A 22805-nucleotide genomic window follows, 5' to 3' on the forward strand; every position below is an offset into this window, starting at 1 on the left:
CGGACGCGGCGTCGGACGGGTCGATCCGGGGCGCGGCCCGAGGGGATACGATCGAAGGCTATGTCCGCGCCCGAACCCGTCATCTCCTACCCGCCGGAGCTCCCCGTCAGCGCCGCGCGCGACGAGATCGCGCGCGCCGTCCGCGACCACCAGGTCGTGATCGTCGCGGGCGCGACCGGTTCCGGCAAGACCACGCAGCTGCCGAAGATCGCGCTCGAGCTGGGGCGGACGCGCATCGCGCACACACAGCCCCGCCGCATCGCGGCGCGCACGATCGCCGAGCGCATCGCCGAGGAGCTGCAGGTGCCGCTCGGCTCGACGGTCGGCTACAAGGTCCGCTTCACCGACAAGGTGTCGGAAGACACGCGCATCGCGCTGTTGACCGACGGCATCCTCCTCAACGAGATCCACCGCGACCGGCTCCTGCGCCGCTACGACATGGTCATCGTCGACGAGGCTCACGAGCGCTCGCTGAACGTCGACTTCCTCCTCGGGTACCTGCGGCGCATCCTGCCCAAGCGCCCCGACCTCAAGGTCGTCATCACGAGCGCGACGATCGACCCCGAGAGCTTCGCGAAGCACTTCGCGAAGCCCGACGGAACCCCGGCGCCGATCATCGAGGTGTCGGGCCGCACGTATCCGGTCGAGATCCGGTATCGGCCGCCGGCACGACCGGCCACGGGCGAGGAGGAGTCCGACGACGTCGACGGCATCACCGCGGCCCTGCGCGAGCTCGACCGCGAGGCCGCCGGCGATGTGCTCGTGTTCCTCCCGGGCGAGGCCGAGATCCGCGACGCCGCGGACGCCGTGCGCGGCATGTACGCGAAGGATGCCGCCCCCACCGAGGTGCTCCCCCTCTACGGGCGTCTGTCCGCGGCCGAGCAGCACCGGGTGTTCGAGCGGTCGCAGGTGGCCGGCATCCGTCGCCGTGTCATCCTCGCGACGAACGTCGCCGAGACGAGCCTCACGGTGCCCGGCATCCGGTACGTCGTCGACACCGGCACGGCGCGCATCTCGCGGTACAGCAATCGCAGCAAGGTGCAGCGTCTGCCGATCGAAGCCGTGTCGCAGGCGTCCGCGCAGCAGCGGTCGGGGCGCGCGGGCCGCACCAGCGACGGCATCGCGATCCGGCTGTACTCCGAGGAGGACTTCGGCACCCGGCCCGAGTTCACCGAGCCGGAGATCCTGCGCACGAGTCTCGCCTCGGTCATCCTGCAGATGCTCTCGCTCGGCTTCGGCGACATCTCGTCGTTCCCGTTCCTGACTCCCCCGGACTCGCGCGGTGTCAAGGCCGCACTGGATCTCCTCGTCGAGCTCGGGGCGGTCCGCCTTGCGACGGGCTCGGGGGCCGGCGGGGGGCACCCGGCGCTCACCGATCTGGGCCGGGAGATCTCGCGACTGCCGATCGACCCGCGCTTCGCGCGCATGATCGTCGAGGCGCGGCGCACCGGTGTGCTGCGGGACGTCCTGGCGATCGTCGCAGGGATGTCGATCCAGGATGTGCGCGAGCGCCCCGAAGACCGCCGAGAGGAGGCCGACCGCCTGCACGCGCGGTTCACCGATCCGTCGAGCGACTTCCTGAGCCTGCTCAACCTGTGGAACCACCTGCAGGAGAAGCAGGCCGAGCTGGGCTCGAGCGCGTTCCGGCGTCTGTGCCGCGCGGAGCACCTCAACTACGTGCGGGTGCGCGAGTGGGCCGACGTGCATCGCCAGCTCAGCGCACTCGTCAACGCTCCGCGCTCCTCGCCCGGTGAGCGAGCTCGCGAGTCGAAACGCAGAGTCGAAACGGGAACCGCCGACCCCGACGAGCTCCACAAGGCGATCCTGTCGGGGCTGCTCTCGCACCTCGGCATCCTCGACGAGCGCACCACGTCGTCCGCAACACGGGGCCGCACCGGCTCCGACCGCGTCGAACAGCGGCGCGGTGCCGAATACCTGGGCTCGCGGGGCACCCGGTTCGCGATCTTCCCGGGCTCCGGGCTCAAGAAGAAGCGGCCGACCGCCGTCATGGCCGCCGAGGTGGTCGAGACGAGCCGCCTGTTCGCGCGCACCGTCGCCGCGATCGATCCGGCCTGGGCAGAACCGCTCGCCGGCGATCTCGCCAAGCGCTCGCTGAGCGAGCCGCACTGGTCGAAAGCGGCCGGCGCGGCATCCGCCTACGAGAAGGTCACGCTCTTCGGCCTCGAGATCGTGCCGAAGCGCCGGGTGCAGCTCGCGCGATTCGACCGGCCGTTCGCGCGCGAACTGTTCGTGCGCCACGCGCTGGTCGAAGGCGAGTGGGACTCGTCGCACCTCGATAAGAAGCTCACGGCGTTCGAGCGCCGCAACCTCGAGCTGCGCCGGCGTCTCGAGAAGATCGAGGAGCGCGAGCGCCGCCGCGACATCCTCGTGGGCGACGAGGCCGTGTTCCGCTTCTACGACGCCCGTCTTCCCCGCGACGTGTTCGACGCGCGCTCCTTCGAGGCATGGTGGAAGGAGGCCTCGGCCCGCACGCCGCGCCTGCTCGACATGACGGAGGCCGACCTCGTCGACGAGGCGTCGCGCGGTGACGAGCGCGACTTCCCGGCACGCTGGACCCAGGGCGACCAGGTGCTCTCCCTCGCTTATCGGTTCGAGCCCGGCGCCGCCGACGACGGCGTGACCGCCGTCGTTCCGCTGGCCCTCCTCGCACAGCTGCGCCCCGACGGCTTCGACTGGCAGGTGCCGGGGATGCGGGACGAGCTCATCACGGCGCTGCTGCGCTCGCTGCCCAAGTCCATCCGCCGTCACGTGGTCCCCGCCGCGGACTGGGCGGCGACCTTCGCCGCCGACCTCGCCGGGCAGGGTCCCGAGGCTCACGACGGCGTTCCGCCGGTGCCGCTGCGCGACGCTCTCGCGGCACGCATCCAGCGCGTCGCGAGCCAGTCCGTGAGCGCCGACGACTTCGAGATGGAGCGGGTGCCCGGTCACCTGCAGGTGTCGTTCCGCGCGGTCGACGAGCGCGGTCGAGCGGTGGGTTCCGACCGCGACCTGGCTGCGCTGCAGGCACGACTGGCAGACCGGGCGCGCACATCCGTGTCCCGTTCGCTCACCGCGACGGCGCCGGCGAACGGCCGCGGCGACCGCGCCAGGGGCCCCGCGGCCCGCCTCCCGGGTACGCCGGGCGGTGCCGCGCGGCCCGAGTCGACGTTCACGGAGCGCACCGGCCTGACCGACTGGACGTTCGGGGATCTCCCCGACGTCGTCGACACGAAGGTCGCCGGCGGCGTCGTGCGCGGCTATCCCGCGATCGTCGACGAAGGGGCCTCGGTCGCGCTGCGGATCGAGACGACCCCCGAAGCCGCGACCCGGGCAACCCGGGCCGGCGTCCGGCGTCTCGTGCTCCTGTCGGTCGCGTCGCCGTCGGCCTACGTTCTCGAGCACCTGACGTCCGCCGAGAAGCTCGCGCTCGCGGCATCCCCGTATCCGTCCGCGAAGGCGCTCATCGAGGACAGTCGCGTCGCGGTGGCGGACGCCGTCATCGCACGCACCGCCCCTGATGCCGTCGTGCGCAGCCGGGCCGGCTTCGAAGCGGTGCGCGACGCGTTCTCGGGCGCGGTCGTCGACGAGCTGTTCCAGACGGTGTCGCTGACCGCCCGCATCCTCACGGCTGCGCGCGACGTGGAGCGCGCGATGCGCGACGCGAACTCGCTGACGCTGCTCGGCGCGCTGAACGACATCAAGGGCCAGCTGGCGGGCCTGGTGTTCCCGGGCTTCGTGTCGCGGACCGGCACCGCCCGGCTGGCGCAGCTGCCCCGCTACCTGCGCGGCGCGCTGGATCGCGTGCGGGCACTCGCCGACAATCCGGGCCGCGACCGCCAGCGGATGACCGAGTTCGAACGCGCCGCGACCGTGTTCGCCGAGGCCGGCGGCGTGATCCCGCCGGCGGATGACGCCCCGCTGCCGCTCGTGCACGCCCGGTGGCTGCTCGAGGAGTACCGTGTGAGCCTGTTCGCGCAGTCCCTCGGCACGGCCGAGCCCGTGTCGCTGCAGCGGATACAGAAGGCCCTCAGGGAATAGCCGTCTCGACGACAGGAGTTGCCCCCGTCATGACCACTGCGATCGCGTACACCGAGTTCGGGGGCCCTGAGGTCCTGCACGAGATCCCTGTTCCCGAGCCGGTGCCGGCAGCCGGGCAGCTCGCGATCCGCGTGACGGCGGCCGGCGTCAACCCGATCGACGGCAAACTCCGCTCCGGTCGTCGACCCTCGGGCGAGATCACTGCGCCGCGTCGCGTCGGCGGCGACGGCGCGGGTGTGGTGACCGGCGTCGGCGAAGGGGTCGACGGGTTCCGCGTCGGCGATCCGGTGGTGTTCGCCGGGGCGTCGGGAGCGTACGCGACGGATGTCGCGGTGACCGCCGCCCACGTCTTCCCCCGACCCCCGCAGGTGAGTGCGGCCGAAGGCGCTGCGCTGGGCATCCCGATCGGCACGGCGTACCAGGCGCTCCGCTCGCTCGCGGTCGGCAGCGCGGACACGGTGCTCGTGCACGGCGGCTCGGGCGCGGTCGGCCAAGCGCTCATCCAGTTCGCCGTGCTGTGGGGAGCGACCGTCGTCGCCACCTCGTCCGAAGGCCGATTCGACCGCGTCCGCGAGCTCGGCGCCCTCCCGGTCGCGTATGGCGATGGGCTCGCCGACCGCGTGCGCGCAGCCGCTCCGCGGGGCGTGACCGTCGCGATCGACGCCGCCGGCACCGATGAGGCCCTTCACACCTCCCTGGAGCTCGTCGCCGACAGGCAGCGGATCGCGACGCTCGTACGAGGGCGGGATGCCGCCGGCCTCGGCATCCGCGCCTTCTCGGGCGGCTCGCCCCAACCGCTCACCGCGCAGCAGCAGCTCTGGCGCACCGAGGCGGTGCCCGTCGCGCTCGCGCTCATGGCCGCTCGACGCTTCTCGGTCGAGCTCGGTCCGTCCTTCGCGCTCGCCGACGCCGCCGAGGCGCATCGCGCGATCGAGTCCGGCGTCGCCGGCAAGATCACGCTCGTGCCCTGAGCCGGCCGGTCACACGATGCCGGTGACCTCCGCGGGCGCCGGGCCGGTCGCGACCGGGCGTCCCGGAGTGTTCGACCACTGGCTCCACGAGCCCGGGTAGATCCCCAGCTCCAGCCCGGCGAGGTCGGCGGCGAACACCGCCTGCGCGGCGGTGACGCCCGACCCGCAGTACGCCGCCGCGGTCACGCCCTCGCGTGCGCCGACCGTGGCGAAGAGTGCACGCAGGGTCGCCGCATCCCGGAATCGCTCACCGTCCATGTAGGCGCCGGTCGGGAGGTTCACGGCGCCGGGGATGTGGCCCGCGATCGGGTCGATCGGCTCGACCTCGCCGCGATAGCGCTCGGCGGCGCGCACGTCGATGAGGACGCCCGACGCGGCGAGCGCGGCGGCCTCGTCGATCGACAGCACCGGCTCGGCGATCGGCGCGAGCGAGACCGCGCCCGGCTCGGGCGTGACGGGCCCGGACTCCAGCGGCAGGCCGGCCGCGGTCCAGGCGCCGAGGCCGCCGTCGAGGAGGCGGACGTCCGCGATGCCGGAGCGCGTCAGCAGCCACCATGCGCGCGATGCGCCCAGCGCGCGATCGTCGTCGTAGACCACCACCGTGTCGCCGTCGTCGATGCCCCAGCGGCGCGCGGCCGCCTGCAGCGCTTCGCGGGGAGGAAGCGGATGCCTCCCCTCGTCGGGACGGCCGTGCTGCGAGAGCTCCGTCTCCATGTCGACGTACACGGCGCCCGGCACGTGAGCTTCGAGGTGCTCGGCACTGCCGTCGGGGCGGTCGAGCCGGTAGCGCACGTCGAGCACGCGCACGGCGGAGGACCGGAGGAGATCGTCGAGTTCTACGGGGGTGATCAGCTGCGCCACCCGACCATTCTCGCGTGCCCGCGCGCTACCGCTCCTCGAGCGGGGCCGGGCCGGGCGCGCAACAGTTCGACACACGAAACACCGCCCTGGGCACCGCGGCTCGACAATGGTCTGCATGCCTGAACAGACTCGTCCTGCCGCCCTTCGCTCGTTCGCGACGGCGCAGGTGCAGGCCGGGTTCGACTCCGGCATCGCGGAGAACACCGCCGTCCCCTCGATCCACCAGTCCAACGGCTTCGAGTTCCGCTCGCTCGCCGAGGCACGCGACCTCTTCGCGCTGCGCAAGGACGGCAACATCTACAGCCGTGCGGCGAACCCGACCGTGCTCGTGTTCGAGCGTCGCGTCGCCGAGCTCGAAGGCGGCATCGCCGCGGCCGGTGTCGCATCGGGGCAGGCCGCCGTCGCCGTGGCACTCCTGGCGCTCGCCAAGCAGGGCGAGCACATCGTCGCCGCCCGTCAGCTCTACGGCGGCACCATCGACCTGCTCCAGGACACCTTCGCCGACTGGGGCATCGAGGTGAGCTTCGTCGATCAGGACGACCTCGACGCGTGGCGCGCCGCCGTCCGGCCGACCACCCGCGCGCTGTTCGCCGAGTCGATCTCGAACCCCATCGCCCAGGTGCTCGACCTCGCCGCGGTCGCCGCCGTCGCCAAGGAGGCCGGCGTGCCCCTGGTGATCGACAACACCGTCGCGACGCCGTACCTGCAGCGCGCGAAGGACTTCGGCGCCGACATCGTGGTGCACTCCGCCACGAAGTTCCTCGGTGGCCACGGCACCTCTCTCGGCGGCGTCGTCGTCGACCTCGGCACCTTCGACTTCACGGCGGAGCCCGCGCGCTGGCCGCAGCTGACCCAGACCTACCCGCGCGTGCCGGACGGCAGCCTCATCGAGCGCTTCGGCGAGACCGGGTCTGCGTACATCGCGCTGGTCAAGACCAAGTACGTGCACGACCTGGGTCCGTCCCTCTCGGCCTTCAACGCCTTCCAGCTGCTCCAGGGCCTCGAGACCCTCGACCTGCGCATGCAGCGCCACACCGCGAGCGCCCTCACGGTCGCCCGCTTCCTCGAGACCCACCCCGCCGTGTCGCGTGTGCACCACCCCGGGCTGGAGTCGAGCCCGTGGCACGCGCAGGCCGCGGCGTACCTCCCCGACGGCGTGAGCTCGGTGTTCGCGTTCGACCTGCCCGCCACGGGCGACGCCGAGGCGGACTTCCGGCTCGTCGAGGGGTTCATCTCGCGCCTGCAGGTGATCCGTCTCGTGGCGAACATCGGCGACGCGCGCAGCCTGGTCGCGCACCCTTCGTCGATGACGCACAGCCACATGTCGCCGACGCAGCTCGCCGAGGCGCACATCGGCCCGACCACGGTGCGCCTGTCGATCGGTCTCGAGGACGCCCGCGACATCGTCGACGACCTCGCCCGCGCGCTCGACCAGATCCCGGTGGCCGCGAGCCGCGTCGAGTTCGCGGAGAGCGTCGCCCGCTAGTCATCCGGGCACCGGGGGCATCGCGCCGCTAGCCTCGTTCCATGACTTCGCCCTCTTCCCCCCGCTGGGGGATCCTCGGACCGGGCGGCATCGCCCGTGCGTTCACCAGCGACCTGCGCACCGCCGGGCTCGACGTCGCCGCGGTCGGCTCGCGGCGACGCGAGACCGCCGAGGCGTTCGCCGCCGACTTCGGCATCCCGCACGCCCACGGCTCGTACGAGGAGCTCGTCGCCGACCCCGATGTCGACATCGTGTACATCGCGACGCCGCATCCGATGCACGCGGCGAACGCCCTCCTCGCCCTCGAGGCGGGCAAGCACGTGCTGGTGGAGAAGCCGTTCACTCTCAACGCGGCGGAGGCCGCGGCGGTGCGCGACGCGGCCGCGCAACGCGGTCTTCTCGCGATGGAGGCCATGTGGACGCGGTACCTGCCGCACATGGTCCGCATCCGCGAACTCGTGGACTCGGGCGCCCTGGGAGAGATCCGCGCCGTCACCGCCGACCACACTCAGCTGCTTCCCGCCGACCCGGCGCACCGCATCAACGCGCTGGAACTCGGCGGCGGTGCCCTTCTCGACCTCGGGATCTACCCGATCTCGTTCGCGTGGGACATCCTCGGCGAGCCGCTGTCGATCGCGGCCGCCGCACGCATCGGCGATGCCGGTTCCGACACCGAGGTCGCGACCATCATGACGCACGCATCGGGCGCCCTGTCGACCTCGATCTCCGCATCCCGCGGCGCCGGCCCCAACACCGCGGCCATCATCGGCACCGAGGCCCGCATCGACATCGACAGTGTCTGGTACTCGGCCACCTCGTTCCGCCTCGTCGGCCCCGACGGGACGGTGATCGAGGAGTTCCGCTCCGACATCGACGGCCGCGGCATGCAGTACCAGGCGCTCGCGGCAGCGCGGTACCTCGCCGAGGGCCGCACCGACTCCGACGTGCTGCCGATCGACGAGACCGTCGCCATCATGGCCACGCTCGACGAGATCCGCGACCTCGTCGGCGTCCACTATCCCGGTGAGGAATGACATGCCCGACCTGCTGAGCCCCCGCGTGGCGGTGTACCTGGACTTCGACAACATCGTGATGTCGTGGTACGACCGCGTGCACGGCAAGAACTCCTACTCGCGCGACCGTCAGAAGATCGCGACGGATGCCTCGGACCCCGAGATCGCCGAGCGCCTCGCCGCCGCGACGATCGACGTCGGCGCCATCATCGACTACGCGACGTCGTTCGGCACCCTGGTGCTCACCCGGGCGTACGCGGACTGGTCGGCGCCCGTCAACGCGGAGTACCGCTCGCAGCTCGTCGCGCGCGCCGTCGACCTGGTGCAGCTCTTTCCGGCGGCCGCGTACGCGAAGAACGGCGCCGACATCCGCCTCGCCGTGGACACCGTCGAGGACATGTTCCGCCTCCCCGACCTCACGCACGTGGTGATCGTCGCCGGCGACTCCGACTACGTGCCGCTCGCCCAGCGCTGCCGCCGCCTCGGCCGCTTCGTCGTGGGGGTGGGTGTCGCGGGATCGACCGCCAAGTCCCTCGCGGCGGCGTGCGACCAGTTCGACTCGTACGACGCGCTCCCGGGTGTGGCGGCTCCGCCGACGGGGAAGAAGGATGCCGCGCCGCAGCGCGCGTCCGGCAGCCGGCGCTCGAGGAAGGCCGCCGTCGACCCGACCGAGTCGCTGCTCGAACGCGCGCTGCGCCTCGAAAGCGACAAGGAGGGCGTGGAGTGGCAGCACGCCTCGGCGGTGAAGAGCCTCATCAAGCGGCTCGACCCGTCGTTCAGTGAGAAGGCCCTGGGGCACAAGAGCTTCTCGGAGTTCGTGAAGGCCCACTCCGGCGTCGCCGAGGTCGACGAATCGGGAAACATCGTCCTGATCCGCCTCGCCGCCGACCGGCGCTGAGTCAGGCGGGGGCGACCCGAGCGAGGAACTCGAGCATCCCCGCGTTGAAGGCCTTCGGCTGCTCGATGTTGGCGGCGTGTCCGTCCTGGGCGATCACGGCCGACTCGCCTCGCGAGGCGAGCGCCGCCGAGGCTGCGGCGTGGGAGCTCGGCCAGAACTCGCTCTCGGCGCCGGCGACGAACAGCACCGGCACGTCGGTCGCGGCGATGACGCTCCGCCAGTCCGCCTTGGCGTGGTCGTTCAGGAGCGCGAGCTCGCCGTGGGTGAACTCCCGTTCGGCGCCCTTCATGGCGCGCAGCAGTCGCACGAGCCGCCTGCCCCGCCGCAGCATGGGCGTGCCGTGCCCCGTGTCAGGGATGCCTTCGGCGAAGTAGGTGTCGACGTTGCCCTCGGTGTACCCGTAGAACCCGTGCGGCCAGTCCGGGCTGTTGAGCATCTTCGGCGTCTGATCCACGCTCACCACCGCGGCGACCCGCTGGGCGCCTTCCTGCCCGAGATACGACCAGATCGTGCTGGCACCCATCGACCCGCCGACGAGCACCGCGCCGCGGAGCTCCAGCCCCTCGAGGACGTCGCGCACGTCCCGCCCTCTGCGGTCCATGTCGACTCCTGACGACGGGCGTTCGGCGGCGCCGTGCCCGCGGAGGTCGACGGCGAGCACGCGGTACCCGGCACGTCGGAGTTCCGGCAGCTGGTACGTCCAGCTCGATGCGGCGGCTTTGAAGCCGGCGAGAAGCACCACGGGGCGGCCCGCCGGATCGCCGGACTCTTCGTACTCCAGCCGGACGCCGTCGTCGGCGCGGAACGAGCGCATGTCATTCTCCGTTCGGGAAGGCCTTGCCGGGGTTGAGGATCGCCGTGGGGTCGAGCGCGTCCTTGATCGCGCGGTGCAGGCGCAGCACCGCGGGGCTCAGCTCCGCCGCCGCACCCGGCAGCTTCAGCAGCCCGACGCCGTGCTCGCCGGTCACCGTGCCGCCGAGGGCGCGGCAGTCGTCGACGATGCGATCGAACGCCGCCTTGGCCCGTGCTTTCGCGTCGTCGTCGCCCTCCGGCGCGATGATCAGCGGATGCAGGTTGCCGTCGCCCGCGTGGGCGATGTTCGCGATCACGACGCCGGCGTCCGAAGCGGCGGCTTCGATGCGCGCCAGCATCTCGGGGACGGCACCACGCGGTACGCAGATGTCCTCGGTCAGCACCGGACCGAGCCGCTCGAGCGCGGGGTAGGCAAGCCGACGGGCGGTGAACAGCCGGTCGACCTCGTCCGGGTCGGCGGCGCGCTCGACACGGCTGCCGCCCGCCGTGCGGAACAGCTCTTCGACGGCGGCGGCGAGCTCCTCGCCGCGGGCGCCGGCTTCGTCGACCTTGGCCAGCAGGAGCGCCGACGCCTCCTCGGGCAGGTCCCATCCCTGCCACTCCGCGACGGCGTGCAGGCACGTGCGATCGATGAGCTCGAGGGCGGAGGGCACGATGCCCGCCTCGGTGACGGCGGCGACGGCAGCGCCCGCGTCGGTCAAGGAGTGGAAGTAGCCCACCACCGCACGCTCCTCGCGACCGCCGAGTGGGCGGAGCTTGAGCGTGACGTCGACGATGATCCCGAGCGTGCCCTCCGACCCGACGAAGAGGCCGGCGAGGTCGTAGCCGGTGACCCCCTTCGCCGTGGTGCGTCCGAGCTTCGCCACGCTCCCATCGGCGAGCACGACGGTCATGCCGAGCACATAGTCGCGCGTCACTCCATACTTGACGCAGCAGATGCCGCCGGCGTTCGTCGCGACGTTTCCGCCGATCGTCGAGATCGCCTGGCTCGCGGGGTCCGGCGGATACCAGAGCCCTGATCCTGCGACGTGCCGTCGCAGGTCGTCGTTGAGCACGCCCGCCTCGACCACCGCATACCGCTCGGCGACGTTCACCTCGGTGATCCTGGTCATGCGTTCGAGCGAGAGGACGAGGCATCCGTCCGTCGCATTCGCACCTCCCGACAAACCGGTGCCGGCACCGCGAGGCACGATCGGCACGCCGAGTGCGGCGGCGACGCGGACCGCCGCGACGACGTCGTCGACGGACGACGCGAAGACCACGGCGGCGGGCAGCGCGTAGTCGGCCCACTCGGCGTCGTCGTGGCTCAGACGCTCGCGCGTCTCGTCGTCCGTGACGACGGTGTGCGGGGGCAGTGCGGCGCGGAGCGCTTCGACGAGGGTGTGCATGGCGTACCGATGCTAGTGCGTGCCGCGCGCCACTGGTCCGCGACGCCGTGTGATCCCACAGCCGACCTGGGAAATCGGCCGTGGGATACAGTGTGACCTGTGGCACGCCGTCAAGCCCCACCGGGCTCGCAGACCTCGCTCCGCGAGGCCAATCGCGCGCGCGTCATCGAGTCCCTGAAGCGACACGGCCGTCTCACCCAGATCGAGCTCGCCGGCAGCACGGGCCTGTCTCCCGCCACCGTCTCGAACATCGTCAAAGAGCTGACCGCGTCGGGCCTCCTGCACACGTCTTTCACCACGAGCAGCGGACGCCGCGCAACTCTCGTGTCGCTCGCACGCCGCCTCGGCCTCGTCGCCGGCGTCCACTACAGCTCCCGCCACCTCCACATCGCGATCGCCGACACCGCGCGCACCATCGTGACGCAGTCGTCTCTGCCGCTCCCCCTCGACCACCGCCACGACTCCGAACTCGACCGCCTCGCACTGCTGCTCGGCGACATGATGGAGTCCCTCGGCGGGTCCATCACCGACCTCCTCGGCGTCGGCCTGGCCCTCCCGGCGCCCATCGATCCCCGCACGGGGATGGTGTCGACGCCGGGCCTGCTGCGCGGCTGGGAGAACGTCGACGTCGCCGAGAGCCTGGCGATCCGCATCGGACGCCCGGTGCACGTCGACAGCGAGGCGAACCTCGGCGGACTCGCCGAGGCCCGCGAGGGCAACGGGCGGGCTGCGGCATCGTCGGTGTTCATCCGCGTCGGCCACACGATCAGCGCCGGCCTCGTCGTGAACGGCGACCTCTTCCGCGGCGTCAACGGCAAGGCGGGCCAGATCGGCCACGTGACGCTCGACGAGAACGGCCCCATCTGCCGCTGCAGCAATCGCGGATGCCTCGAGACCTATGCCGGCGGCCCGGCACTGCTCTCGCTCTTCCCGCCGAGCGAAGGCATGCACCGCCTCGGCGACCTGCTGCACGCAGCCGAACTCGGTGACGGCGCCGCACGCCGCGTGATCGCCGACGCCGGCCGCCACATCGGCATCGCCGCCGCGAGCCTGTGCAACCTCTTCGACCCCGAGATCATCGTCGTCGGCGGCGAGCTCGGCCAGGCCGGCGAGATCCTCATGGCCCCGATGCGTCACTCGCTCGAGCGCACCGCGCTCCCGTCGGCCGACGGCCTCCCCGAGATCGTGGGCGCCTCGTTCGGGGAGTGGGCCGAGACGCGTGGCGCCATCGCGATCGCCCTCGACCACGTCACGGTCGACGCCCAGCTCCCGACTGCACCGTCGCTGCCCATCACCGCATAGGCTCGTCCGATGCCCCGTACGCGCCTGGATCGGCCGCGACGGCGCCCGAGCGGGCGTCGCGCGGTGGCGGCGGCATCCGGGCTCCTCCTCGCCGCAACGATGCTGTCGGCGTGCTCCGGCGCGCCCAGCCCGGGCGGCACCCCGTCGGACGACACGATCGCGCTGCTGCTGCCCGACGCGAAGACCGCACGGTACGAGACGTTCGACCGGCCGATGTTCGAGGCCCGCGTCGCCGAGCTCGGCGACTACGAGGTGCTCTACGCCAACGCCGACCAGGACGCCGCGAAGCAGCAGCAGCAGGCGGAGTCGGCGCTCACCGCCGGCGCCGGGGTGCTCGTGCTCGACCCGGTCGACGCGAACGCCGCCGTCAGCATCGTGAGCTCGGCGAACGCCAAGGGCGTGCCCGTCATCTCGTACGACCGGCTCATCGCGGGCGGCGACCTGGCGTACTACATCTCGTTCGACAACGAGAAGGTCGGGGTGCTGCAGGCCACCGCATTCGTAGAGGGCGTGCAGGCGGGAGACGAGGGCAGCGGCATCCTGATGGTCAACGGCTCCCCCACCGACAGCAACGCGGCGCTGTTCAAGCAGGGCGCCCACAGCATCATCGACGGCAGCGGTCTGCGCGTGCTCGCCGAGTACGACACCCCCGGCTGGAGCCCCGAGGAGGCGCAGGAGTGGGTGTCGGGCCAGATCGCCCAGCACGGCGGCGCCATCGCCGGCGTGTACGCGGCGAACGACGCGACGGCGGGCGGCGCCATCGCGGCGCTGCGGGTCGCGAACGTCGACCCCCTCCCCATCGTGACCGGCCAGGATGCGGAGCTCTCGGCGATCCAGCGCATCCTCACCGGCGATCAGTACATGACCGTCTACAAGGCGATCGAGCCGCAGGCAGAGCTCGCCGCCGAGGTCGCGGTCAAGCTGCTGCACGGCGAGGAGGTCACCGCCCCGCTCGAGATCCAGGGCACGCCGGCCACGCTGCTCGACCCGGTGGCCGTGACGATCGACGACATCATGGACACCGTCGTCGCCGACGGGTTCTGGAGCGTCGAAGACATCTGCACTCCGGCGTACGCGGATGCGTGCGAAGCGGCGGGCATCGGGTAGGGTCCTGACTCTGACAGGGGTCGGCTGGGGATCGATGAGGACGAGGCGATGATGTCGATGACGCACCCGCGGGCGGGACGCCCGCGCGAACGCGTGCTGACGATGCGCGGCATTGGCAAGCGCTTCGGCGCGGTCAAGGCGCTCACCGACGTCGACTTCTGGGTCAACGAGGGTGAGGTCGTCGCCCTCGTCGGCGACAACGGAGCCGGCAAGTCGACGCTCGTGAAGGTGCTCGCCGGTGTGCACCCGCCCGACAGCGGGTCGATCGAGTTCGACGGCGAGCCGGTGGGCATCGACACCCCGGCCGACGCCCAGGAGCTCGGCATCGAGACGATCTTCCAGGACCTCGCCCTGTGCGACAACCTCGACGTGGTCGCCAATCTGTGGCTGGGCAGGGAACTGCGCGACGGTGCGACGCTCGACGAGGTCGACATGGAGCAGCGCACCTGGACGCTGCTGCGCGAGCTGTCGGCGAAGATCCCGTCGGTGCGGGTGCCCGTCGCCTCGCTCTCGGGCGGGCAGCGCCAGACCGTCGCGATCGCGCGCTCTCTCATCGGCGAGCCCCGCGTCGTGATCCTCGACGAGCCGACCGCGGCGCTCGGCGTCGCGCAGACCGCCGAGGTGCTGAACCTCATCGAGCGGCTGCGCGAGCGCGGGCACGGCGTGATCCTCATCAGCCATAACATGGCCGACGTCATGGCGGTCGCCGACCGCGTGGTCGTGCTGCGCCTGGGCCGCAACAACGGCGTCTACAACGTCGCCGACGTCACGAGCGAGACGCTCATCGCGGCCATCACGGGTGCCGTCGATCACTCGGCCGCCCGACGCGCACCGGAACGGGCGGATGCTGCGCCCCCGCCCGCGCCCGCCGGTCCGCCGCTCGACGAACCGCCGCTGGACGAGCACACTGCCGGCGGCACCGTGATCCGCATGCCCCGCGCCGGCTCCCGCACGCCCCGTCCGCGCGGGGACGGGTCCCGATGAGTCTCCAGGGCGACGAGCGCCTCGCCGAGCCGATCGCGGAGGAGCGCCTCCTCAGCGGCAGCAGCATCCGTCACGCACTCGAGGCCTTCGTGTCCCGCGTCCGCGGCGGCGACCTGGGGGCGCTGCCCGTCGTTCTCGGGATCGCGGTGATCTGGACCGTGTTCCAGCTCCTCAATCCCGTGTTCCTCTCGAGCGAGAACCTCGTCAACCTCACGATGCAGTGCGCGGCCATCGGCACCATCGCGCTCGGCGTGGTGCTGGTGCTCCTCGTGGGCGAGATCGACCTCTCCGTGGGCTCGGTGTCGGGCCTCGCCGCCGCCGTGCTGGCGGTGACCTTCGTGCAGCTGCAGTGGAACGTCGTGCTCTCACTGATCGCGGCCATCGCGATCGGCTGCCTCGTCGGGCTGCTCTATGGGTTCCTGTACACCAGGTTCGGGCTGCCGAGCTTCGTCATCACGCTCGCCGGTCTGCTCGGCTTCCTCGGGCTGCAGCTGTGGGTGCTCGGCGAGACCGGGTCGATCGCGATCCCGTTCGACTCCTGGCTCGTGCAGTTCGCGCAGCAGATGTTCCTTCCCGCGTGGGCCTCCTACGTCGTGGCGGTGCTCTCCGTGGCCGCCTTCGCCTGGTCGCTCATCCGGCGATCGCGACGGCGCGCGGCCGCCAACCTCGTGAGTCAGAGCTACGGCGAGATCGCCGTGCGCAGCGGCGTGCTGCTCGCGTTCCTGCTGGCGGCCACGTGGTATCTGAACCTCTACCGCGGCATCGGCGTGATGTTCCTGTTCTTCCTGGGGCTGGTGGTGGCGATGAACTTCGCCCTGACGCGCACCCGCTGGGGGCGCGCGGTCTACGCGGTCGGCGGGTCCGTCGAGGCGGCACGGCGCGCCGGCATCCGGGTGGATCGCATCTACCTCTCCGTCTTCGCGATGTGCTCCACGCTCGCCGCGGTGGGCGGCATCCTCGCGGCCGCACGGCTGGCTTCCGCGAACCAGAGCTCGGGGACCGGAGACGTGAACCTCAACGCGATCGCCGCGGCCGTCATCGGCGGGACGAGCCTGTTCGGCGGGCGCGGTTCGGCCTTCTCGGCCCTGATCGGCATCGTGGTGATCCAGTCGATCTCATCGGGCCTGACCCTGCTCAACCTCGACTCGTCGGTGCAGTTCATGGTCACCGGCGTCGTGCTCGTGCTCGCCGTGATCGTCGACTCGCTGTCGCGCCGCACCCGTGCCGCGACAGGTCGAGCGTGAGCGCTTCATCACCCCTCGCTGTCTTCACTTGACGAACGCTCCCAGCGGGAGTACAGGTTCTGATGTGGCTCCGACTACGCGAAAACCGGAGTTTTCACCCGCTTCGGGCGCATTCTGCACGGTAAACGCTCTCTCGCGAGGGCGAACGCGAGTCCGCGCCGGGTGCGATTCGGGGCGTTGCCAAAGCGTTATGTTCAAGACTTGACGATAAGAATCCATGTCGTCGATGATCGCATCAGCGCGATGAACGCCAGGGACGATCCTGGGGACTCGCCCGCTTCAATGACGAAAGGCAAGAGATGAAGAAGTCTTCGATCCTCGCCGTGGCCGCCCTCACGGGCGCCGCCGCGGTGATGCTGGCCGGCTGTTCCAGCAGCGGCAACGGCGACGGTGGGTCCACCGAGGGTGGCGGCGATGCCGCCAGCCGCGCATGCGTGATCCTGCCGGACGCGGCCTCGTCGCCGCGCTGGGAGAACTTCGACCGCAAGTACCTCCAGGAGGGCCTGGAGGCGGCCGGATTCGACGTCGACATCCAGAACGCGCAGGGCGACGTCAACAAGTACTCGACGATCGCCGACCAGCAGCTCACCCAGGGCTGCGGCGTCATGCTCCTCGTGGACTACCAGGGTGCGGCCGAGGCCGTCGCGACGAAGGCCAAGGCCGAGGGCATCCCGGTCATCGCCTACGACCGTCCGTTCACCGGCGCCGACTACTACGTGTCGTTCGACAACACCGAGGTCGGGCGCCTCGAGGGCCAGACGGTGCTCGACGGCCTCGAGGCCGCGGGCAAGGACCCGGCCACGGCTGTCGTCGTCTATATGGGCGGCGACCCGACCGACGGCAACGCGAAGATGTTCCACGACGGCGCCGTCGAGGTGATGGAGGCCGCCGGCATCACGGCGGCAGCCGAGCCTCCCGGGGTGTGGGACCAGGCCAAGTCGCAGACCAACTTCGAGCAGGCTCTGACCTCGCTCGGCGGCAAGGTCGACGGCGTGTGGGTCGCGAACGACACCAACGCGGCGGGCGTCATCAAGGTCCTGCAGGACAACAACCTGACCGGCGTGGCCGTGTCGGGCCAGGACGCGAATGTCGCGGGCCTGCAGAACATCCTGCTCGGCTGGCAGACCGCCACGGTCTACAAGCCGGTCAAGGACGAGGCCACGGCCGCCGTCGCGACCGCCGTCGCGCTGCTGAAGGGCGAGGAGGTCAAGGCGCAGGCCGAGCTCGACGACGGCACGCCCTACGTCCAGGTCACGCCGCAGCTCGTCGGACCCAACGAGGTCAAGGAGGTCATCGCCGCCGGCGACGCCGCCTACGACGACGTCTGCACGGCCGACGTGATGGCTGCCTGCGAGCAGTACGGAGTCACCGCGCAGTAACGGATCGGCTTGCGGCTCAACCGCAAGGGGGCGTCGCGCCGCTCGGCGTGACGCCCCTTCGCGCCGCACCACGGCACTCCAAGGAAGCGAGCATGTCAGACACAACCACCACCACTCCCGCCACCGTCGGCGCCGAGCCGATCATCCAGCTGGTCGGAGTCAAGAAGTCCTTCGGTCCGGTCAGCGTCCTCAAGGGCGTCGACCTCAAAGTCCACCCCGGCAAGGTCACCGCACTCGTGGGCGACAACGGCGCCGGCAAGTCCACACTCATCAAGGGCCTCGCGGGCGTGCAGCCCTACGACGAGGGCGAAGTCCTCATCGACGGTCAGCACCGCGATCTGCACGCTCCCCGCGACGCCTCGGGCCTCGGCATCGAGGTGGTCTACCAGGACCTGGCACTGTGCGACAACCTCGACATCGTGCAGAACATGTTCCTCGGTCGCGAGGAGCTCTCTTTCGGCACCTTCGACGAGGGCCGCATGGAGAAGGAGGCCTCCGACACGCTCCGCTCGCTCTCGGTGCGCACCGTGAAGTCGGTGCGCCAGAAGGTGTCGAGCCTCTCCGGCGGCCAGCGCCAGACCGTGGCGATCGCCCGCGCCGTGCTCAAGAAGGCGCGCGTGGTCATCCTCGACGAGCCGACCGCGGCGCTCGGCGTCGCGCAGACCGAGCAGGTGCTGAACCTCGTCAAGCGCCTGTCAGAGCAGGGCGTCGCGGTGATCCTCATCAGCCACAACCTGGCCGACGTCTTCGAGGTCGCCGACGACATCGCCGTGCTGTACCTCGGCCAGATGGTCGCGCAGATCCCGACGTCCTCGACCACCCGGGACGACGTGGTCGGCTACATCACCGGCACCAAGACACCCGCCGGCGTCTCGATCCTCGACACGTCGACCGTTCGCACCGAAGGAGGCGCGGAATGAGCAGCAACGCCACCCGAACCGAGGCCGCGCCCGACCCGATCGCCAGCGACCTCATCGGCAGCGGCGTCGAAGGCGGCCTCGGCGACCAGATCCAGGCTTGGTGGCAGCGCGTGCGCGGCGGCGACATGGGCGCCCTCCCCGCGATCGGCGGCCTCGTCGTGCTCGGGGCGCTGTTCTCGATCCTGAGCCCGTTCTTCCTCACCGAGCGCAACTTCGCGAACCTTCTGAACCAGGCGGCGACACTCGTCGTGCTGGGCATGGCGCTGGTGTTCGTGCTGCTCCTCGGCGAGATCGACCTGTCGGCCGGCGTGACCGGCGGCGTCGGCATGGCGCTGTTCGTCGTGCTGAACGCCCAGTTCGGCATCCCGTGGCCGCTCGCGCTGCTGATCGGATTCGGGTTCGGATTCCTCACCGGCGCCTTGATCGGCTTCTTCGTGGCGAGAGTCGGCATCCCGTCGTTCGTCGTGACATTGGGCTTGTTCCTGGGCTTCCAGGGCCTCGCGCTGGTGATCATCGGCCCGGGCGGCCTGTTCCGTCTCGAGGTGCCCGAGCTCATCGCACTGCAGAACGGCAACCTGCCGGTGTGGGGCGGCTGGGTGATGCTCGTGATCATGCTCGCGATCTCGGCGGGCACCTCGTTCTGGGACCGCGCCCGCCGTACCCGTGCCGGCGTGCCCAACCGTGCGTTGTCCATGGTGTGGATCAAGCTCGCGGCCATCGCGGTCATCGGCGGCGTCGTCGTCTTCGTGCTCAACCAGAACCGCGGGCAGTCCGTGGTCGAGGTTGCGGGCGTGCCGATCGTCGTGCCCGTCGTGCTCGTGATCCTGTGGATCGGCACCTTCCTGCTCGACCGCACCAAGTTCGGCCGGTATATCTACGCGATCGGCGGCAACGCCGAGGCCGCGCGCCGCTCGGGCGTCAAGGTGCGCTGGATCAAGTGGTGGGCGTTCGTGATCTGCTCCAGCCTCGCCGTCTTCTCGGCGCTGCTGAGCGTCGCACGCGTGGGCTCGGTCGACGCGACCGTCGGCCGTGACATCGTGCTGTCGGGCGTCGCCGCGGCGGTCGTCGGCGGCGTCAGCCTCTTCGGCGGTAAAGGCCGGTTGATGCACGCCGCGATCGGCGCCCTCGTCATCGCGACGATCACGAACGGCCTCGGTCTGCTCAACCTCCCCGCCGGCATCAACCTGCTGGTCACGGGCGGCGTGCTGATCCTCGCCGCGACCGTCGACGCCCTCTCGAGGGTGCGGTCGGGCGGCGCGCGCTAGCGTCGCGACAGCACGCGAAGAGCGCCGGGTGGACTCATCCACCCGGCGCTCTCTTCGCCTATCCGGCGCTCCGCGCCGCGATCACCTCGTCGACCCACACCGGCACGAGCTCGCTCGCCGGGCCCGCCCGTGCCTCGTCGAACGGCACGGCCGGGTCGCTGGGCTCGAGGTTCAGCTCCACCGTGCGTGCCCCGAAGGCGGCGGCGAGCGCGACGTATCCCGCGGCCGGATACACCTCCCCCGACGTGCCGATCGAGACGAACACGTCGCACGCGACGACCGCCTGCTCGATGCGATCGAGCTCGTACGGCATCTCGCCGAACCAGACCACGTCGGGGCGCAGCATCCGTTCTCCGCACTCCGGGCAGGCGGGGCGGTCGATGAGGTCGCCGTCCCACTCGGGGCGGGATCCGCAGGCCAGGCAGAGAGCCCGGCGCAGCTCGCCGTGCATGTGCACGAGGTTGCGGGTGCCGGCGCGCTCGTGCAGGTCGTCGACGTTCTGCGTCACCACGAGGAGGTCGTCGCCGATGGCACCCTCGAGGCGGGCGAGCGCGCGGTGCGCGGCATTCGGGACGACCGATGCGGCCACCCGTCGTCGGGCGTCGTAGAACGCCTGAACGAGGTCGGGGTCGCGTTCGAACCCCTCCGGCGTCGCGACGTCCTCGATGTCGTACCCTTCCCAGAGACCGTCGGCCCCGCGGAACGTGGGCACACCGCTCTCGGCCGAGATGCCGGCGCCGGTCAGCACGACGATGCGGTTCATCGCAGGGTGCCGGGCGCGACGTGCGACAGCACGCGCTCCCAGACGTCCGCGAGGATGAGCCGAGCCTCGATGTCGTCCGTCCTCGGCACCATCTCGACCCGCGCCGACGACAGGTGGTTCTTGAACCACTGCGCCGCCCCCGAGGCGGCGGTCGGATCCGCCTGGCCGTTCATGAGGAGCGTTTTCGCGGCGATGCGGTCGAGGATCTCGGCGACCTCGCTCGCGCCGAGCTCGGACTCGGGTCGAGGAACGGCGACGAGTGCCAGCCTGTCGACGCCCTCGCCGAGATGGGCCGCGACCAGGATCGCGAGCTCGCCGGCTTCGCCGACTCCCACCAGACCGACCGGGCGCCCGTGTGCTTCCTCCGCGATGAACCGCGCGACGACGCTCGCGGTCGCTTCTGCGGGGGTCGCGCCGCGGTAGGCGACGGGGTCGTCGATGTCGTCGACCGTGAGGCCCACCGCGACGATCCTCACGTCGCGCCGCGCGGTGACGTCCGGGCGCGGATCCGACAGGGTCGAGACCCCCGAACGGAGCAGCGCGACGGTGCGCTGCGCCCCCGGTGCCCCGAAGCTGCGGTACTCGTACGAGGCGTCGGGCCCGGCTCCCTTGGTCATGCCGAAATCCTACGAGCCCTCCGATACGAGTTGGGGGCACCGGTCGCCTCCACGACCGTGAAACGACAGCCGGCCGCCGAGACGGCGGGCAGAACCCGCGGTCTCGGCGGCCGGCTGTGGTCGCACGCGAAGGAGCGCGTCGTCAGGCCATGAGCGGAATGGCGCCGACCAGCACGCCGACCGCGAGCATGGCGAGCGAGACGATCGTGGCGCGCCACAGCACCTTCTTGTGGTGGTCGCCGAGGTTGACGCTCGCGAGCGACACCAGCAGGAGGATCGCCGGCACCAGCGGGCTCTGCAGGTGCACCGGCTGGCCGGTGATCGATGCCCGCGCCATCTCGACCGGGGCGATCCCGAAGTGCTCCGCGCTCTGCGCGAGCACCGGCAGGATGCCGTAGTAGAACGCGTCGTTCGACATGAAGAACGTGAACGGGATCGACAGGATGCCGGTGATCACGGCGAGGAACGGGCCGAGCGAGGCGGGGATCACAGTCGTGATCCAGGTGGCCATGGCGTCGACCATGCCCGTGCCGTTCAGCACGCCGACCAGCACGCCCGCCGCCAGCACCATCGACACCACGCCGACGATGCTCGGAGCATGCGCGACGATCTCGTCGGCCTGGCTCTTGAGCTTTCGGAAGTTGACCACCAGCGCGATCGCGGCGCCGACCATGAAGACGTATGCGAGAGGGAAGATGTCGAGCACCAGCAGCACCATCACCACGAGCGTGAGCGCCAGGTTGAACCAGATCAGCTTCGGCCGCAGCGTCGCGCGGTTCGGGTCCAGCATCGTGTCCGCCATTGCGGTGTCTTCACGATCGACCACCGCGGTCGCCGCGGGCACGCCACCGTGACCGCCGGCGAGGGTGACGATGTTGCCGGTGCGCAGCGTCGCACGGGCGCCCGGCTTCGTGTCGGCGCCGCGGAAGATCCTCGGGCCGGCGAGCGCGCCGCCGTCGCCGAGGCGCGAGGCGTCGATGCTGCCGATGCGCTTGCGCTCCGAGAGGCCGAGGAACCACGAGAACGTCAGCGCGATGACCAGGCCGGCGGCCAGGGACGGCAGCATCGGCACGAAGATGTCGGTCGGCTGCAGGCCCAGCGCGGTCGCGGCGCGCACGGTCGGACCACCCCACGGCACGATGTTGAGCGTGCCGTTCATCAGGCCCGCCACGCAGGTGAGCACGACCGGGCTCATGCCCAGACGCAGGTAGATCGGCAGCATCGCGGAGGTCGTGATGATGAATGTCGTGGACCCGTCGCCGTCGAGCGACACCGCTCCCGCGAGGAGCGCCGTGCCCAGCACGACCTTCGCCGGGTCGTCGCCCAGCAGCCTCGTGATCGCGCGGATGAGCGGGTCGAACAGCCCGACGTCGATCATGATGCCGAAGTACATGATCGCGAACATGAGCAGAGCGGCGGTAGGGGCCATGCTGCTGATGGCGTCGATGATCATGTCGCCGAGCCCGAGCCCCGCGCCGGCGAACAGGCCGAACACCGTGGGCACGAGGATGAGCGCGACCATCGGCGTGAGCCGCCGCGTCATGATGAGCGCCATGAAGACGAGCACCATCGTGAACCCGAGGGCGACCAGCACCCATTCGGGCGGAACGAAGGCCGTCGCGTAGCCTTCGTCGGCCTCGGCGGCCTGGAGGAGGAACGGTGCTGCCGCGTTCATGTCGACTCCTTCGTCGTGGGGTGCGTCAGGTTTCGCGCACCGTTTCGCGGTGCGTCTGACAGAGATTAGGGTCGAGCGCCG

General features: G+C 71.0%; 18 protein-coding genes. 12 read left to right on the top strand and 6 right to left on the bottom strand.

Features of this window, described 5'->3' with window-relative positions:
- The first annotated feature begins 60 nt into the window (after positions 1 to 60).
- The gene (hrpA, locus tag AC3A46_RS00660) at positions 61 to 4038 is read left to right on the top strand and encodes an ATP-dependent RNA helicase HrpA (RefSeq protein ID WP_487663326.1); all 3978 of its coding nucleotides are present in this window, start codon (positions 61 to 63) and stop codon (positions 4036 to 4038) included.
- Between the two features lie 29 nt (positions 4039 to 4067).
- Positions 4068 to 5009, top strand: coding sequence for a quinone oxidoreductase family protein (locus AC3A46_RS00665; protein WP_487663327.1), 942 nt, complete (start codon positions 4068 to 4070; stop codon positions 5007 to 5009).
- A 9-nt stretch (positions 5010 to 5018) separates the two neighbouring features.
- Here the strand turns inward: AC3A46_RS00665 and AC3A46_RS00670 are convergent, their stop codons facing one another.
- Complete coding sequence (locus tag AC3A46_RS00670; RefSeq protein WP_487663328.1) at positions 5019 to 5870, bottom strand: sulfurtransferase; 852 nt, start codon at positions 5868 to 5870, stop codon at positions 5019 to 5021.
- Between the two features lie 115 nt (positions 5871 to 5985).
- On the opposite strand from AC3A46_RS00670, the gene AC3A46_RS00675 reads away from it, so the two are divergent.
- Genes AC3A46_RS00675 through AC3A46_RS00685 form a run of 3 tightly spaced genes read left to right on the top strand, consistent with a single transcriptional unit; the run spans position 5986 to position 9267 of the window.
- Positions 5986 to 7356 (top strand): O-acetylhomoserine aminocarboxypropyltransferase/cysteine synthase family protein, encoded by a 1371-nt coding sequence (locus AC3A46_RS00675; protein ID WP_487663329.1) that lies wholly within the window; start codon positions 5986 to 5988, stop codon positions 7354 to 7356.
- 41 nt (positions 7357 to 7397) lie between these two features.
- On the top strand, positions 7398 to 8390 hold the full coding sequence (locus AC3A46_RS00680) for a Gfo/Idh/MocA family protein (RefSeq protein WP_487663330.1): 993 nt from the start codon (positions 7398 to 7400) through the stop codon (positions 8388 to 8390).
- Position 8391: 1 nt separating this feature from the next.
- A complete protein-coding gene (locus AC3A46_RS00685) occupies positions 8392 to 9267 on the top strand; it encodes an NYN domain-containing protein (protein ID WP_487663331.1) in 876 nt (291 codons plus the stop codon).
- Position 9268: 1 nt separating this feature from the next.
- Here the strand turns inward: AC3A46_RS00685 and AC3A46_RS00690 are convergent, their stop codons facing one another.
- Both AC3A46_RS00690 and AC3A46_RS00695 read right to left on the bottom strand, forming a co-directional pair.
- A complete protein-coding gene (locus AC3A46_RS00690) occupies positions 9269 to 10081 on the bottom strand; it encodes an alpha/beta fold hydrolase (RefSeq protein WP_487663332.1) in 813 nt (270 codons plus the stop codon).
- A 1-nt stretch (position 10082) separates the two neighbouring features.
- Positions 10083 to 11468 carry an FAD-binding oxidoreductase gene (locus tag AC3A46_RS00695; RefSeq protein WP_487663333.1) on the bottom strand — a complete coding sequence of 462 codons (1386 nt, stop codon included), beginning with the start codon at positions 11466 to 11468 and terminating at the stop codon, positions 10083 to 10085.
- A gap of 99 nt (positions 11469 to 11567) precedes the next feature.
- Here AC3A46_RS00695 and AC3A46_RS00700 point away from each other — a divergent pair, with 99 nt between their 5' ends.
- The 7 genes from AC3A46_RS00700 to AC3A46_RS00730 all read left to right on the top strand — a co-directional run bounded on the left by AC3A46_RS00700 (position 11568) and on the right by AC3A46_RS00730 (position 19669).
- Positions 11568 to 12770, top strand: coding sequence for an ROK family transcriptional regulator (locus tag AC3A46_RS00700; protein ID WP_310245876.1), 1203 nt, complete (start codon positions 11568 to 11570; stop codon positions 12768 to 12770).
- A 9-nt stretch (positions 12771 to 12779) separates the two neighbouring features.
- Complete coding sequence (locus AC3A46_RS00705; protein WP_487663334.1) at positions 12780 to 13877, top strand: sugar ABC transporter substrate-binding protein; 1098 nt, start codon at positions 12780 to 12782, stop codon at positions 13875 to 13877.
- 51 nt (positions 13878 to 13928) lie between these two features.
- Positions 13929 to 14861, top strand: a complete 933-nt coding sequence (locus AC3A46_RS00710) for an ATP-binding cassette domain-containing protein (RefSeq protein ID WP_487663335.1) — start codon at positions 13929 to 13931, stop codon at positions 14859 to 14861.
- Positions 14858 to 16105, top strand: coding sequence for a sugar ABC transporter permease (locus AC3A46_RS00715; RefSeq protein WP_487663336.1), 1248 nt, complete (start codon positions 14858 to 14860; stop codon positions 16103 to 16105). Before AC3A46_RS00710 ends, AC3A46_RS00715 begins: the two co-directional genes overlap by 4 nt.
- 299 nt (positions 16106 to 16404) lie before the next feature.
- On the top strand, positions 16405 to 17484 hold the full coding sequence (locus AC3A46_RS00720) for a sugar ABC transporter substrate-binding protein (protein WP_487663337.1): 1080 nt from the start codon (positions 16405 to 16407) through the stop codon (positions 17482 to 17484).
- Positions 17485 to 17576: 92 nt separating this feature from the next.
- Positions 17577 to 18404, top strand: a complete 828-nt coding sequence (locus tag AC3A46_RS00725) for an ATP-binding cassette domain-containing protein (protein ID WP_487663338.1) — start codon at positions 17577 to 17579, stop codon at positions 18402 to 18404.
- Positions 18401 to 19669: a sugar ABC transporter permease gene (locus AC3A46_RS00730; RefSeq protein ID WP_487663339.1), complete on the top strand. Its 1269-nt coding sequence runs from the start codon at positions 18401 to 18403 to the stop codon at positions 19667 to 19669. Before AC3A46_RS00725 ends, AC3A46_RS00730 begins: the two co-directional genes overlap by 4 nt.
- Before the next feature lie 58 nt (positions 19670 to 19727).
- Here AC3A46_RS00730 and AC3A46_RS00735 read toward each other — a convergent pair whose 3' ends face one another.
- From AC3A46_RS00735 to AC3A46_RS00745, 3 genes are all read right to left on the bottom strand, one after another.
- Positions 19728 to 20432 carry an NAD-dependent deacylase gene (locus AC3A46_RS00735; RefSeq protein ID WP_487663340.1) on the bottom strand — a complete coding sequence of 235 codons (705 nt, stop codon included), beginning with the start codon at positions 20430 to 20432 and terminating at the stop codon, positions 19728 to 19730.
- Positions 20429 to 21049, bottom strand: coding sequence for an alpha/beta fold hydrolase (locus tag AC3A46_RS00740; RefSeq protein WP_487663341.1), 621 nt, complete (start codon positions 21047 to 21049; stop codon positions 20429 to 20431). Before AC3A46_RS00740 ends, AC3A46_RS00735 begins: the two co-directional genes overlap by 4 nt.
- A gap of 142 nt (positions 21050 to 21191) precedes the next feature.
- Positions 21192 to 22724: a CitMHS family transporter gene (locus AC3A46_RS00745; protein ID WP_487663342.1), complete on the bottom strand. Its 1533-nt coding sequence runs from the start codon at positions 22722 to 22724 to the stop codon at positions 21192 to 21194.
- Between the last annotated feature and the right edge of the window lie 81 nt (positions 22725 to 22805).

The sequence above is a fragment of the Microbacterium sp. Soil_C_42 genome (assembly GCF_057656735.1).